This window comes from Candidatus Endowatersipora endosymbiont of Watersipora subatra (genome assembly GCF_964026585.1).
GTDB lineage: Bacteria > Pseudomonadota > Alphaproteobacteria > Rhizobiales > Rhizobiaceae > Pseudahrensia.
On record NZ_OZ032160.1, the window covers coordinates 441,615 to 456,913 of the forward strand.

Genomic DNA, 15,299 nt, shown 5'->3' on the forward strand with positions numbered 1-15,299 from the left:
CCTAATTGAGTTTAAGTATCGTGATCATCGTTAAAAAATAAGACTTGAATGCAATATCCAAATCTAGGATTTAGATATTTAGAAGTGAAAAACCTCACATAGAGTCCTAAAAATCAAGTCTCATGGCAAAAGAAGTTTAAGGAAAACCCAAATGGCGACAGAAGATGCTAAAAAAGAGATTGACTTTGACGCTAATGGTGGAATTGTTCCAGTTCTACCCTTGAGAGATATTGTGGTATTTCCTCACATGATTGTGCCACTTTTTGTAGGTCGAGAGCGATCAATTGCAGCTCTTGAGGAAGTTATGCAAACAGATAAGAAAATTTTATTACTGACCCAAAAAAATGCTAGTGATGATTATCCTTCTCCTTCTGCTATGTATGATATAGGTACACTAGCAACTGTTTTACAGTTGCTTAAATTACCTGATGGTACTGTAAAAGTTTTGTTAGAAGGACATGAGCGTGCTTCTGTTTCAAGGTTCACAAACCATGATGAATATCATGAAGCCTACGTTGTTCCAGTTCAGGATGTAGAGGAAGATGAGGTTCAAATTGAGGCTCTCGCGCGTTCAGTTTCCAGTGAGTTCGAAAATTATGTAAAGCTGAATAAGAAGATTTCGCCAGAGGTAGCGACCGCAGTATCTCAAATTGAAGAATACAAAAAGCTTTCTGATACAGTTGCATCTCATCTTGCTGTTAAGATATCTAACAAGCAGGAAATTTTAAGCCTTTTTAGTATCAAGGAGCGTTTAGAAAAAATTCTAGACATGATGGAATCTGAAATTTCTATTTTACAGGTTGAAAAGCGGATTCGTGGTCGTGTGAAACGACAAATGGAAAAAACTCAGCGTGAATATTATCTCAATGAGCAAATGAAAGCGATTCAAAAAGAGCTCGGTGATGGAGAGGAAGGCCATGATGAAATTAGCGAGTTAGAAGAAAAGATCAAAAAAACTAAATTGTCTAAGGAAGCTCGTGAAAAGGCCAGTTCTGAGTTCAAAAAACTTAAGCAAATGAGTCCTATGTCTGCCGAGGCAACAGTTGTACGCAACTATCTTGACTGGATTTTGAGTATTCCATGGAGTAAAAAAAGCCGCGTTATGACAAATTTAAAGATGGCCGAATCGATTCTTGATGAGGATCATTATGGTCTAGAAAAAATCAAAGAGCGGATCATCGAATTTTTAGCAGTTCAAACTCGTTCTAACAAAATAAAAGGACCTATTTTATGCCTTGTTGGCCCTCCAGGGGTAGGTAAAACATCGTTAGGTAAGTCCATAGCCAGAGCTACAGGACGTGAATTTGTTCGTATGTCTTTAGGTGGAGTGCGTGATGAGGCTGAAATTCGAGGTCACAGACGGACTTATATTGGTTCTATGCCAGGTAAAATAATTCAGTCCATGAAAAAGGCTAAGAAAGCTAATCCGCTCTTTCTACTTGATGAAATTGATAAAATCGGCCAGGATTTTCGCGGTGATCCCTCATCCGCCTTATTAGAAGTTTTAGATCCTGAACAAAACAATTCTTTCGGTGATCATTATTTGGAAATTGGTTATGATCTATCAAACGTGATGTTTGTTACCACAGCAAACTCGCTGAATATTCCTACCCCTCTGATCGATCGGATGGAAGTTATCCGAATTTCGGGCTACACTGAAGATGAAAAAATGGAGATTGCTAGCCGTCATCTTATTCCGAAAACAATCGAGAGCCATGCACTCGAATCTGGTGAATGGACTATTCAAAATAAGGCGTTGCGAAATGTTATTCGACTTTATACTCGTGAAGCAGGGGTTCGTCATCTGGAACGTCATCTTGCAACTCTTGGACGAAAAGTTGTTACTGAGATTTTGAAAACAAAAAAGAAGAATGTTAAAATCACCGTTAGTAATTTACCTCATTATCTTGGCGTTCAGAGTTTTCGTTTTGGTGAGGTTGATACAGAAGATCAAGTTGGCATTGCAACGGGATTAGCCTGGACTGAGGTTGGTGGTGAACTCCTAACGATTGAGTGTATCATGATGCCTGGTAAAGGGAAGATGACTGTGACCGGTAACCTGCGTGATATAATGAAAGAATCAATTTCAGCAGCGGCTAGTTATGTTCGTTCGCGATCAGTTGATTTTGGTATTGCACCAACATTATTTGAAATGAATGATATTCATGTGCATGTTCCTGAAGGAGCAACCCCAAAAGACGGTCCTTCTGCTGGTATAGCTATGGCAACAACTATTATTTCCATGTTGACTGGAATTCCAGTAAAAGCAGATGTCGCCATGACAGGTGAGATCACTTTACGGGGCCGTATACTTTCAATCGGTGGTCTTAAAGAAAAACTCTTGGCTGCCCTGCGAGGTGGTATTAAGAAGGTTCTAATACCTACGGATAATGTGAAGGATCTCTCCGAGATTCCAGAGAATGTAAAGAATACTCTGGAAATTATTCCTGTTAGTCATCTAGATGAAGTCTTACCGCATGCGTGTGTAACTATACCCGAGGCAATCGAAGAAGACACAAAGTCGAGTGTACTCGCCACGAAACAATCTTCTAGAGATGAAGCATTACTAACAGCGCACTAATTACAGATTCGATGACCGAAAGTCAGTAAAAATACTAACGGCCCTTCTTTTTCTGAGGAGAATTCATAAGGGGAATTGAAATGATTTATTCTATTCTCCTATGATCTGCTTTAATCCAGAACTAAAGTAATCATAACCACTGTATAATGTCACAATAGCTGAAATCCAAAGTAAAGCGAGTCCTATATCTGTTGATCTTGGTAATATTTTATCTCCTGCAGGTCCAACAATAAGAAAACCAATCGCAATCATCTGCAGTGTTGTTTTCCATTTTGCTAGCTGAGTTGCAGGAATACCAACTTTGATATCTGCTAAAAATTCTCTTAGGCCAGAAACCAAAATTTCGCGTGAGAGGATAACAACTGCTGCCCATATAGAGAAACCTGCTATTGTACCATCGGCTGCGAGCAGTAATAAAGAGACAGAAATGAGAAGCTTATCTGCGATCGGATCAAGAATACGACCAAGGGAAGAAGTTTGCTTCCAGACTCTCGCTAGAAATCCATCAAGAAAATCACTAATGCTGGCGAATACAAACAATGCGAGGGCATACCAACGTTCTATATCTGAAGAATTCATTCGCTCGGACAAGTCAAAACATAAGACGACTGCTGGAACAATCGCAATTCGGGCATAAGTCAGAAGATTAGGAATACTCCAAGGACCTGCATGCTGTTTTTGGGGGGAAATTTCTCTCATCGCAAGAGTGAAACCTTAACTCTTCTTAATTAATATCAATCATTCTGGTAATAAAGAATATATCATTTTATAACTTTTTTTTCATAGTAACTTCCTCTGCCTCTGGATAACCCTAGGAAACTGAGATCCACAATCGCATGATTGCGATACGGTAATTTTGAATTGAATCAGAAGCCTGTTTTGATAATTTGAACGGATCTCTTCTTTTTTAGAGAAGTAGGGTCTTATTTCAAAGGTGATAATTTTGTTTCATAATCACTATATGTATGGAGAAGAAAGAACTTAATAAATAATGGCTGTGTTTTAGTTTTAATATTATGGCTTAGCTTATTTCTAAATGCTTTCTTTCTAACTCAGGAAATATTAGAATTGATTGTGGACAGGCCTAAATATCAGAGATCAAGTGAATTGTTCAAAATTATATTTATAAAATTATTAAGAAAGGATCTGATATTCCTTTTCATTTCCTTTCTTTCTTTTTTCGTGATGACGATGATATTTTCCAACGCGCTTTTGTTCCAATCAGAACGACATCCTTCTCCCTTATTTGTCACAAGGAACGCTCATTTTCTGAAAACAAGGAGTGAGCATAAGCATACTTCGACGATTAGGGATCGACTCATCTCGCATGAGATTTGTCTGGAACAAGAATCAACAAAAAAATTGATGCGTGAGATTCAGTCAGAACTTTTAGTTCGTGGATATTATATCGGAACAATCGATGGACTCTATGGATCAAGAACTCAAAAAGCTATCTTGACCTTCCAAGATGATAATGACTTGAATCAAGATGGCAAGGCCTCAATTCGTTTGCTAAAACAGATTTTGCTTTCGCCCTCTTCTCTCCCGCACGTCGTTACGATTCCCAAGCCGCGCAAACTTCTTGTGACTAAGACAACATTAGAAAAATCGAAAAGAAACGATCAAGAAGGTTATCAGATGCCTTCCCGATAGTTGTTTTCATAGATTTAAACACTCAGATGCTTAAGCTTAGCTTAAGACCTTATTGTTTATTGCCAGTAGTCTGTAATCGATTTTTTGGGACGCACATGTTTCTTTTCAATCTCAATTTAACGGGCCATTGATCTATAGCAGATTCGTTAAGATCAGGTTTCCCTGTACTTGTAAAAGAAATTGTTAATGCGGTATCAGATTGATAGTCCACTCATGAGATATATTGAGCGAGAATAAGTGCAGTATTCGCATCAAAATTATCGAAAATATGAACGAATTTACCAAATGGAACCCTGAAATAAAGGGTATTCGGGTTTCGTCCAGTTGTAGATAACACATTAACGTTCTGGTTCTGGTTCAAAAGAAAAGAAGACATCAATCAATCATATCCAAATCAAAAAAGAAAATGTCTCCAGACCTCCATACAAATCTGCCAGACCAGCTTTCCAAATATATTTTTTCCAGGGAGTCCATGCTACGCTTTCCGGGATATTTAATTTATTGCTCAATGATAACTGCAGGAGCAATTCCTTGACTATATTCATTGACCAGAGACGATTGACGAAATCCGAAACGTGTTTCCCCATTTCATACAGACAATTGGTTGCACTGTACCGATATCCTCTACGCTTTAATTCTAGATACCCATAGCTCTCTTCGGAGAAGTCTATATTTTTTGATTTTTATAAGACTTTTTTGACAGCCTAGTCTCATTTGGATTGGTATCATTATCATTAAGCATCAAACTATTCTAATGAGGCCAAGCTTACTTAAGGAGATATTAAAGAATGGTATTTTGGCTGATTATTTTACTAATATTGTTAGGAGCCACTTTTTTGATCCTTCTACCGATGTCACACGATTCTGAAGTCTTCTTTTCTAGCAAAGAAAGAATAGAATTTCGTCGTATGCAACTAAGAGAAATTAATAATAGGATAGAAACAAAAAATAATTCTTTATCTACAGACGTATTGATGGCTGAACGAACTGAGATTGCTAGGCGTTTAATCGAAGAAGTAGCCTTTGAATCAAAGAATAATCCCCTTCAACCATCTCCAAGATGGCCAGTATATTGTGGGAGTAGTTTAGTTTTGATTATGATTCCGACTGTATCACTGATCCTCTACACAATCGTCGGAGATCCTTTAAGATCAGATGTTCCTTTGTCATCACAGAAAAAAATAGCAACAAGCACTTCGAAAATCGAAATTCTTGTCGCAACGATTGAAGATATTTTGAAAAAAAATCCAAATGATGCCCGTGGCTGGAATGTATTAGCTAACTATTATGAAATGAATAACTATCCATCGGAAGCTAGAAGAGCACTCCGAAATCTGATACGATTAAAGGGCCGTTCAGGATACTTACTTTCTCGTCTTGGCGCACAATTGACACTGATCAATCATGGTATCGTATCCGATAAGGCAAAAACTCTTTTCAAAGAAGCTCTATCTTGGAATATCAATGATGTAGTTGCGCAATCACATCTAGCTTTTGCATTAGAGCAAGAAGGAAAACTGAATGAATCTCTTGAAATATGGATGAAAGTTGATACCATCATCCCAGAATCAATAAAGTCAAGTAAATTTATTGATCTTCAAATTGAAAGACTGTCATCTCTCTTAAGAACTTCCTTTGAATAGCTGCCTAAGGCCAGTCTTTCATACTTTCACTTTAGCAATGCAATGACACTGAGCAAAGGCAAAAGTCTCCCAAAATGACACGCAAGAAATACCGTCTATTTTGGATATTAGGTGTAGGCATTGTCATCTTTACAGCAGTTGGTCTAACCTTATTTGCACTGCGTGATGGACTTTCTTATGCTATGAGCATCAGTGAATTCAAAGAGAGGAATATCCCAGTTGGTGACCGTATACGTTTATTGGGTTTAGTAAAGAAAGGATCAGTTCAAAAGTTAGAAGGAATCAAGGTTTCATTTGTGCTTACAGATTTAAGAAATTCTATTTCTGTTTTATTTAATGATATTCTTCCTGATCTTTTTCGTGAAAATCAGCTCATAATCATCGAAGGGCATCTCAATGAAAAGGGGGTTTTTCTTGCAGAGATGGTCTTAGCAAAGCATGATGAAAATTACTCTCCAAAAGAATTTTCGGATTTAAGAAAAGAAGTTTGGAAACTCAAGTAAAGGACAGGAAGTGATTATTGAGTTAGGACATTTTGCACTTGTTGTCGCTTTTTCTTTGGCATTAGTTCAGTCTGTATTACCCATTTTAGGGACTTTGACAGAAAATTATAAACTCATGAAGACCGGTAATACAAGTAGTTTTAGTATTTTCTTTTTTATTTCTGCCTCGTTTCTTGCCCTGACGTGGGCATATGCAACCTCTGATTTTTCAGTTGTAAATGTCTGGAAAAATTCTCATTCTACTATGCCAATCTTATTTAAGGTTACTGCTCTTTGGGGGAATCATGAAGGATCTATGCTTCTGTGGGTTTTTATTCTCTCTCTGTTTTCAGTTTCTGTCACAATGTTCGGATCGAATTTGCCGATAAAACTAAAAGCCAATATTCAGGGGATTCAGGCAGTCATTTTATCCATATTTCTATTGTTTATTATTTTTACATCTAATCCGTTTGCTCGCCAAAATCCCTTACCTGAAGGGAAAGACTTAAACCCTATTCTTCAAGATTTGGCATTAGCAATACATCCACCAATTCTATATCTAGGATACGTTGGATTCTCGATCACATTTTCCTTTGCAATTGCTGCCTTGATAGATGGTAAAATTGATTCTGCTTGGGCACGATGGGTACGACCGTGGGTTTTAGTGTCTTGGATGTTTCTTACAGCTGGTATTTCTGTAGGTTCTTACTGGGCCTACTACGAATTAGGATGGGGGGGATGGTGGTTTTGGGATCCTGTTGAAAATTCATCACTATTGCCTTGGCTATCAGGTACAGCCTTACTACATTCAGCACTGGTAATGGAAAAGCGTGAAGCGCTCAAAATATGGACTATCCTGCTTGCTATCTTAACTTTTTCTCTTTCATTGCTTGGTACATTTCTAGTGCGTTCTGGAATATTAATGTCTATTCATACTTTTGTTACTAATCCAACACGAGGCTTATTTATTCTGATTATTCTTTGTATATTTGTTGGCGGTTCTTTTTTGTTGTTTGGATTTCGGTGTAGACGGTTACAGACTGGTGGTTTTTTCGCTCCTATTTCACGTGAAGGAACACTGATAGTCAACAATGTTTTACTGATCACTGCAACAGCTACAGTATTGATAGGCACTCTTTACCCCCTCGTATATCAGTCTTTCACAGGTATGAATATCTCTGTAGGAGGTCCTTTTTTTAATAGGACATTAGGTCCGCTGATGATTCCCCTTTTAATTGTCATACCTTTTGGGCCCCTTCTTGCCTGGAAGAAGGGGGATGCACGCGGAGCTTTGCAAAGGTTATATGTTGCATTAGGAGCAAGTTTTCTATCTTTCACCTTTGCACTAGCCCTCATTGATTCTGGTCCCTGGCTTGCACCCTTTGGAATAGGATTATCGATTTGGTTGATAATTGGCTCTTTTGCGAGTCTTATACATCGTTCGGGAATTGGAAAGCTTTCTGTTAAACGCTCAGTTCATATAATACTAAATTTTCCTATAACTTTATGGGCAACTCCCCTTGCACATTTCGGTATAGGAGTCACTCTTTTAGGTGTGGTCTGCGCGACTGCTTTTGAGCAAGAAAGAAGCACTCTTTTGCAACCCGGTGATTCAATAAAATTGGCTGGTTATGAGATTACTTATTCTGACTATCTATACCGCAATGGACCCAATTTTGGAGAGGAAGTCATTAAGATGAATATTACAAAAGACAACCAATTTTTTGCTTTTGCAGAACCCGCTAAGAGATTTTATCTTACTCAGAAAATGCCAACAAGAGAGACATCCATTCATACAATTGGATTTTCGCAATTGTATATAGCTATTGGTGATATTAATGAGGATCAATCGGTTTCTATAAAAATGTGGTGGAAACCGCAAGTTATCTTAATTTGGTTAGGATCTGTCTTTATGGTGTTCGGCGCTATGCTCTCCTTATTGTTTAAAAGGAACAAAATCAGCAAGAGATAGCATAGATGATACAGAAAATTTTGATCTTTCTTTTACTATTAGGGGTTCGACCTATTCCATTCGCTTGGGGTAAGAGAGTTGATACTGTAATATCAGAAACAAATGAGATCCGTGCACATTTATTATTCAAACAGCTTAGATGTGTAGTTTGTCAAAATCAGTCTCTTTATGATTCTCATGCTGAGATAGCAGTAGATTTGCGGAACCTTGTAAGGAAGCAAATACAGTATGGAAAATCGAATAAACAGATCCTTTCATTTTTAGTATCCCGATATGGAGAGTTTATTCTTCTTAAGCCAGTATTTGGGCTTCATACAATGATATTGTGGTCCAGTCCATTCGGAGTTTTAGTTTTGGGATCTATTTGTACATGGTACTATTGGTTCAAAAAGTCTGATCATACGACTCCTGAATTGAGTCATGAGGAAGAACGAACGGTTAATAAAATTCTCGATAAGCTTGATTGAAAGAGTTGAGTTTTTTTCATAAAATGATTAAGTATCTAATTTCTATTAGAATAGAATGACAGTCGATCGTCGAATTTTCACAATTAAGCGCAATACTCATCCTGATCTATCAGTTTTACTTGGTCCTCCACTCATTAGGTTGCCTGAAGTTCCTTATGTAGAGTCAAGTGTTTTTTTGAAAAGTTTTCTTAATGAAACCCATTTAACTGTCCAAGAAAGAGTTCAGTTATCACAAGATAGACAGATTCTATCATTTCTCGGATCAGTATTTTATTTTTCGCCTTATTTAAGGACTCTTGCCCTCCATCATCCTCATATTATTTTTCTTTGTAAAGACAAGGGATTTAAAGAGTGTATTGATTCGATCAATCAATATATTGATGCATCCATTAGTCACTGCAGCGATGAAAATGTCATTATGACAGTACTCCGAACTGCTAAACAACAGATCTCCCTTGCTTTAGGTCTCGCAGATCTAGGAGGTTGGTTGTCCTCTGTTACAGTAAGCCAGGAATTATCAAAATTTGCTGATAAAGCAGTATCTATTGCAGTCGATTATCTTATGATTTTTCTAAAAAATAGTAGCAAAATCAAATTGCTAGATGTCAATAAGCCAGGATTAGGGAGTGGCTACGCTGTTTTAGCCATGGGAAAACTTGGTGCAGGAGAGCTTAATTATTCTAGCGATATTGACTTAATCATCATTACTGATCCGCACATCTCTGCTTTTGAGGACGCTAGTGAAGCTCAGACGACTCTTATTCGTATTACAAAATCTCTCGTCCGTATTTTGCAGGATCGTACTGAACATGGTTATGTTTTTCGTACAGACTTGCGCTTGCGTCCAGATCCAAGCTCAATGCCACTCGCGATCCCCATTCAAACGGCACTCAATTATTATGAAGCAAGGGGTCAGAATTGGGAACGAGCTGCTTTTATTAAGGCACGGTTTATTGCTGGTGATCGAGACCTTGGCAATGAATTTCTCAAAAGTCTAGAACCGTTTATATGGCGTAAATATCTCGACTATGCAGCAATCTCCGATATCCACTCGATCAAGCGTCAGATACAACTGCATAAAGAAATGACAAAGATGAGAATCGCTGGGCATAATATAAAATTGGGGCGAGGTGGAATTCGTGAGATTGAATTTTTTGTTCAAACTCAACAATTGATTGCAGGTGGTAGAAATATCGATTTGCGTGCAAAGGATACCTTGTCAGTTCTTGACCAGTTGGCGAAAAAAAAATGGATTAATACCAATGTAAGGAATGAATTAACTGAATCTTATTTGTATTTCCGTGATATCGAACATAGATTACAGATGGTTTCAGATAAGAAAACACATACGATTCCAGATGCAGAAGTATCTATTAAAATTATTGCTGCATTGTGTGGAATAAAAAGCAATCAAGTCTTTATTGATAATACGAAAAGACATCTAGTCAGAGTAGAAGATCACTATAGCAATCTTTTTTGTGATTCTCCTAACCTTTCCTTGTCACAGGGGAATTTGTCTTTTTCTGGTGATGATTTTGACCCTGGAACTCTAGATTCTCTCCATAATCTTGGTTTTCAGCAAGCTCAGACTGCAATCAAGATCATTCGTAGTTGGCACTATGGTCGTTATCCGGCTATGATTTCTACACAATCACGGGAAATGTTGACTGAACTGACCCCCGCCCTTCTGTTTTCTTTTTCAAAAACAGGCAATTCAGACCGTGCACTTAACGCATTTGATGATTTTTTGAAAGGATTACCAACTGGCGTTCAGCTGTTCTCAATTTTGAAAAATAATCCTGAAATCTTGAATTTACTTGTTAATATTTTGGGAGTCGCACCGAGATTATCTGACACGATTCGTCGAAAACCTCATGTTTTTGATGGTATTTTAGATATGGACTCTTTTCATTCTGATTTAGGTAGAAAAGAGATGCAACATAGTTTGAGACAATCTCTATGTCAGGCCCAAAATTATGAAGATGGGATGGATTATGCAAGGATTTTTGCTAATGAGAAAAAATTTTTGATAGGGGTTCGTGCACTGAGAGGGATCATTCCGCTAGGTTATTTGGGGCGCTATTATACCAGGTTAGCTGAAGTTCTTTTACAAGAAATACTTTTCTTTGTCTGGAACGAGTTTTCCCATATTCATGGTGTAATTCCAGGTTCAGAATTTGCTGTTGTTGGTATGGGAAATTTAGGAACATATGAACTGACAGCTACGTCTGATCTCGATCTAATTTTATTATTCGACCATGATAACTCCGTTTCTGAATCAAATGGTAGACGGCGATTATATTTATCGGAGTATTTTTCTAGATTAGGACAACGTCTTATCGCAGCAATGAGCGCGCTAACATCAGAAGGACTCATATACGTCCTCGATTTCAGATTGCGGCCATCCGGTAATGCTGGTCCGTTAACCACTTCATTTTCCTCATTTATGAATTACCAAAGGACAACCGCTTGGACATGGGAACATCTGGCACTGACACGTGCTCGGCCCCTCGTCGGATCGGTTGCCTTCAAATATCGGATATCAGAAGGCATCAAGAATATTTTAAAAACCCCTCGAGATTTAGAAAAATTATCCTTTGATGTGCTTCAAATGCGCCGAATAATGGAACAAGAAAGAAAACCAAAAAATAATTTTGATCTGAAACGGACAAAAGGGGGATTAACTGATATAGAATTTTTGGCTCAGTGGGCAATATTAGCTAGGGTTGCAAAATCATCAGGATCAACGGCTGATATATTAGAATCGATAGATGAAGAAGAATTAAAAAATGATAGCATGATTTTGCATAAATGCTTTTCTACCTATTTAGCTCTTTTGCAATTAATACGATTATGCGTTGATAAGGACCTCGATCGATACACTTGGCCTGTTTGTTTTATTGAGAAACTGACAAGAGAAGTTGGCTGTAGAACACTTGATCAGGTAGAAAGAAAATTAAACAGATCCTATAAGGAAGTAAGATCTATTTTTTTACGGTTTATGAAAAGATAAAACAGATCATATCTTGGCTTGGGGATGAATCCATTATAGCGAATCAGATCAAACTGTAAGAACAATTAAAAGATGATTTTCCTCAAGAAATTTACTTATTGAACATGAAGTAAGAAGTAAGAAGTTGGATCCTAAACATTAAGTTAAAACAGTTGATTAGTAGTAGAGAGTCAGTATATCCGCTATGATAACTCTGGGGATATAAGCATTCCGTGAGATGATGATTCAGTTAGCTGATGTTGCTATTTTCGCTCTTTTAGGAGTTTGGATTAAGAAAACTGTTAGTGTTATTGTTGGTCTTTTAGCCGTTTTAGGTGCCTTTGCACTGATGACATGGTCTGTTAGCGATCCCAGCTTTACTTTTGATACAAATGGTCTTCCTAAAAACTGGCTTGGATTTTGGGGAGCTAGTTTTTCAGATCTTTCGATTCAATTTTTGGGTCTAGCTGCCGTGACTGTGATTATTCCTCCAATTTTCTGGAGTATCTTCTCATTGATCAATCATCCTTTATCTCAATTATGGAGCAGGCTGATCGCTTGGGTTTTTGCGCTGATTGCATGGACGATTTTTGCTGCTGGTATTAAAGTACCGGAGAGATGGCCTCTTTCAGTGGGCTTGGGAGGTGTCGTTGGGGATCTTATCCTTAGTATACTACCTAATTTTCTTGAGTCATCCTCTAACGGTGTTTGGGCTCTCGTTTTTGAGATGATGCTTGGGTTAACAGCAGTATTACTTACTATACGAGCCTGTGACTTAAGACAGATAATACTAGGGAAAAATAAGAAGAATAATCAGACAAATATTAGTTTAATTGGAGAATCTTATTCTTTGGAGACAAGAAATTTTGATGAGAAGACAGACAATAACCATGAATGGAGGATCCTCATTTCCGCTCCAATTGGCCAAATATTACATTGTGGATATAGTACTGCAGCAATCCTAAGATACACTTTTCGTCGTAACCATCATACTCTTATTTTCAACTCACACAATTTAGCAGAAAGCGAACCTTACTCTTCCATCGATTTCGATAAAAATTCTCCTCCAGATTATACTGATTATACTGTTCAGACAAACGATGAGATCCGATGCATAAATGATTGGGATTCATGTACTCAACCGTTCTCAGAGTCTCATATTCATAGTAAAGATAAACGATATGACTCAATTTTACGTACAAAAAGGGAGAATGATATCTCAATTCAAAAGAATAAAACAGTTGGTTCGTTTCAACTGCCCTTCCTTTCTCTTCTTAGAGAAAGACAGAAGATGGACAATCGTTCATATCTTTCTAATGAAACGATTGATGAAAATGCAAAAACTCTACAAGGAGTCCTAGAGGATTTTGGTATTAAAGGTCAAATCATCAAAGTATATCCTGGTCCTGTTGTTACCTTATACGAGCTTGAACTCGCACCGGGTGTGAAGTCATCACGTGTGATTAGCCTATCAGAGGATATTGCTCGCTCTATGAGTTCAGTTGCAGCACGTGTTGCCATTGTACCTGGTCGCAATGTTATTGGTATAGAATTACCAAACAAACAGCGGGAAACTGTTTATCTCCGTGAGCAATTGTCAAGCCTGGCATTTAGAGAGAGCAAAGCCAAATTGGGCATTTGTTTAGGTAAGACAATTGGTGGAGAACCGATTGTCGTCGACCTCACGAAAATGCCTCATTTGCTTGTAGCGGGGACAACAGGTTCAGGTAAATCTGTTGCGATTAATACCATGATCCTAAGCCTTTTATACCGAATGCTTCCCCAACAATGTAAATTTATTATGATAGATCCTAAAATGTTGGAATTATCTATTTATGATGGCATTCCTCATTTATTATCACCAGTTGTCGTTGATCCCCAGAAGGCAGTGGTCGCTCTCAAATGGACCATCCGTGAAATGGAAGAGCGTTACAAAAAAATGTCTAAGCTAGGAGTTCGTAATATTAATGGATTTAACGCTCGTGTTGAGGAGGCGAGACAAAAAGGTGAGATCATATCACGAACATTACAGACTGGTTTTGATCACAAAACTGGTGAACCGATCTATGAAACAGAAGAAATCGAATCTGAATTGCTACCTTTTATTGTCGTTGTGATTGATGAAATGGCTGATCTAATGATGGTTGCCGGAAAAGATATCGAAGGTGCCGTTCAGCGATTAGCCCAAATGGCACGTGCTGCTGGTATTCATGTCATTATGGCTACACAGAGACCATCGGTTGATGTTATCACTGGTACAATTAAAGCCAATTTCCCAAATCGAATTTCATTTCAGGTTACATCAAAAATTGATAGTCGAACAATACTTGGCGAAATGGGGGCAGAACAGTTATTAGGTATGGGGGATATGCTTTATATGACAGGTGGTGGCAGAATAACACGCATTCATGGACCTTTTGTTGATGACAATGAAGTAGAAAATATCGTCAATCATTTAAAATCTCAAGGTGTTCCTCAATATTTGGAATCAATTACTGAAGAAGATGAAGATAGTGATTCTCTAGCCAGAACTCATTCTGCAGGAAATCGTCTGGATATTACGAATAATGCCTACGATCAGGCTGTTGCTATAGTCTTGCGGGATCGGAAAGTATCGATCTCTTATATTCAGAGGCGAATGTCAATTGGCTATAATCGGGCTGCATCTATTATTGAACGTATGGAAAAGGAAGGTCTTATCAGTTCTGCTAATGATTCTGGAAAACGTGAGATCTTGGTTTCTGGTGAAAAATAAAAGTTCTTTCTCCTCTTTTTTCTGACGATCTTGCCCCTTATTTCTATGGAAATAGATACATGGTCCGCCTTCTACAGACCCTATTTATTATTATATTACTACCCATGTGGTTACTGAGTAACCCTTTGGAATCATCAGAAGTAGAGTCTGATGATAACGCAAAAACGATTGTAAAGATCAATAGACATTTCTTATCCATACCTTCAATGAAGGGTGAATTTATTCAATTTGGGCCTGATGGAGAAAAAACTAGTGGTCAATTTTATATACAAAGACCGGGGAAAATGCGCTTTGATTATCATAAACCTTCACCACTGACGATTAAATCGGATGGTCGTATTGTTGGAGTTAATAACCGTAAGCTAAGAACATGGATTTTTTTTCCTTTAGATAAAACACCTCTTCGTTTTTTGCTCAAAGAAAAAATTAATCCTGATGATCAATCAATAAAATCAATTAAAAAAGACGGTCAATTTATCAAAATAATTCTGAGGAACAAATCCGTTTTTGGAGATTCCAAAATTACTTTGATGTTTGATTCTCTAAGCTATAAACTGTGCCAATGGACCCTTACAGATCATCAAGGAAAAGAGACAACAATAATGGTTTTTAATGTTGAGAATAATGTAAAATTGTCCAAAAGGCTATTTGGAATCAATAAAATCACGGTAGAAAAAAATTCTAATCATTAACCCTCTGAACTGGTATCTGAGACTTTTATTCTCTATCAGAGTCATTTAATTATTGATAACGA

The 15,299-nt window shown here is 37.6% G+C and carries 10 protein-coding genes and 1 pseudogene; 9 read left to right on the plus strand and 2 right to left on the minus strand.

Annotated features, from left to right (window positions below; genetic code table 11):
- Positions 1-151 precede the first annotated feature (151 nt).
- Positions 152-2,510: pseudogene (gene lon / locus AAGD37_RS02095) on the plus strand (endopeptidase La); the annotation flags it as partial.
- A gap of 161 nt (positions 2,511-2,671) precedes the next feature.
- On the opposite strand, the gene pgsA reads toward lon, so the two are convergent.
- Positions 2,672-3,280, minus strand: coding sequence for a CDP-diacylglycerol--glycerol-3-phosphate 3-phosphatidyltransferase (gene pgsA, locus AAGD37_RS02100; protein ID WP_341760613.1), 609 nt, complete (start codon positions 3,278-3,280; stop codon positions 2,672-2,674).
- 492 nt (positions 3,281-3,772) lie between these two features.
- Between pgsA and AAGD37_RS02105 the strand changes: the two genes are divergently transcribed.
- On the plus strand, positions 3,773-4,234 hold the full coding sequence (locus AAGD37_RS02105; RefSeq protein ID WP_341760614.1) for a peptidoglycan-binding domain-containing protein: 462 nt from the start codon (positions 3,773-3,775) through the stop codon (positions 4,232-4,234).
- 211 nt (positions 4,235-4,445) lie between these two features.
- Here the strand turns inward: AAGD37_RS02105 and AAGD37_RS02110 are convergent, their stop codons facing one another.
- Positions 4,446-4,610 carry a hypothetical protein gene (locus AAGD37_RS02110; protein WP_341760615.1) on the minus strand — a complete coding sequence of 55 codons (165 nt, stop codon included), beginning with the start codon at positions 4,608-4,610 and terminating at the stop codon, positions 4,446-4,448.
- Positions 4,611-5,022: 412 nt separating this feature from the next.
- Between AAGD37_RS02110 and ccmI the strand changes: the two genes are divergently transcribed.
- The 7 genes from ccmI to AAGD37_RS02145 all read left to right on the plus strand — a co-directional run bounded on the left by ccmI (position 5,023) and on the right by AAGD37_RS02145 (position 15,237).
- Positions 5,023-5,877: a c-type cytochrome biogenesis protein CcmI gene (gene ccmI / locus AAGD37_RS02115; protein WP_341760616.1), complete on the plus strand. Its 855-nt coding sequence runs from the start codon at positions 5,023-5,025 to the stop codon at positions 5,875-5,877.
- Positions 5,878-5,951: 74 nt separating this feature from the next.
- A complete protein-coding gene (locus tag AAGD37_RS02120; protein WP_341760617.1) occupies positions 5,952-6,380 on the plus strand; it encodes a cytochrome c maturation protein CcmE in 429 nt (142 codons plus the stop codon).
- Between the two features lie 10 nt (positions 6,381-6,390).
- A complete protein-coding gene (locus tag AAGD37_RS02125; protein ID WP_341760618.1) occupies positions 6,391-8,331 on the plus strand; it encodes a heme lyase CcmF/NrfE family subunit in 1,941 nt (646 codons plus the stop codon).
- Positions 8,332-8,336: 5 nt separating this feature from the next.
- The gene (locus AAGD37_RS02130; protein ID WP_341760619.1) at positions 8,337-8,798 is read left to right on the plus strand and encodes a cytochrome c-type biogenesis protein; all 462 of its coding nucleotides are present in this window, start codon (positions 8,337-8,339) and stop codon (positions 8,796-8,798) included.
- Positions 8,799-8,853: 55 nt separating this feature from the next.
- Entirely contained in the window at positions 8,854-11,811 is a 2,958-nt protein-coding gene (locus tag AAGD37_RS02135; protein WP_341760620.1) for a bifunctional [glutamine synthetase] adenylyltransferase/[glutamine synthetase]-adenylyl-L-tyrosine phosphorylase, read from the plus strand.
- A 217-nt stretch (positions 11,812-12,028) separates the two neighbouring features.
- Positions 12,029-14,545: an FtsK/SpoIIIE family DNA translocase gene (locus tag AAGD37_RS02140; RefSeq protein ID WP_341759939.1), complete on the plus strand. Its 2,517-nt coding sequence runs from the start codon at positions 12,029-12,031 to the stop codon at positions 14,543-14,545.
- Between the two features lie 59 nt (positions 14,546-14,604).
- Entirely contained in the window at positions 14,605-15,237 is a 633-nt protein-coding gene (locus AAGD37_RS02145) for an outer-membrane lipoprotein carrier protein LolA (protein ID WP_341759940.1), read from the plus strand.
- Positions 15,238-15,299: the final 62 nt, after the last annotated feature.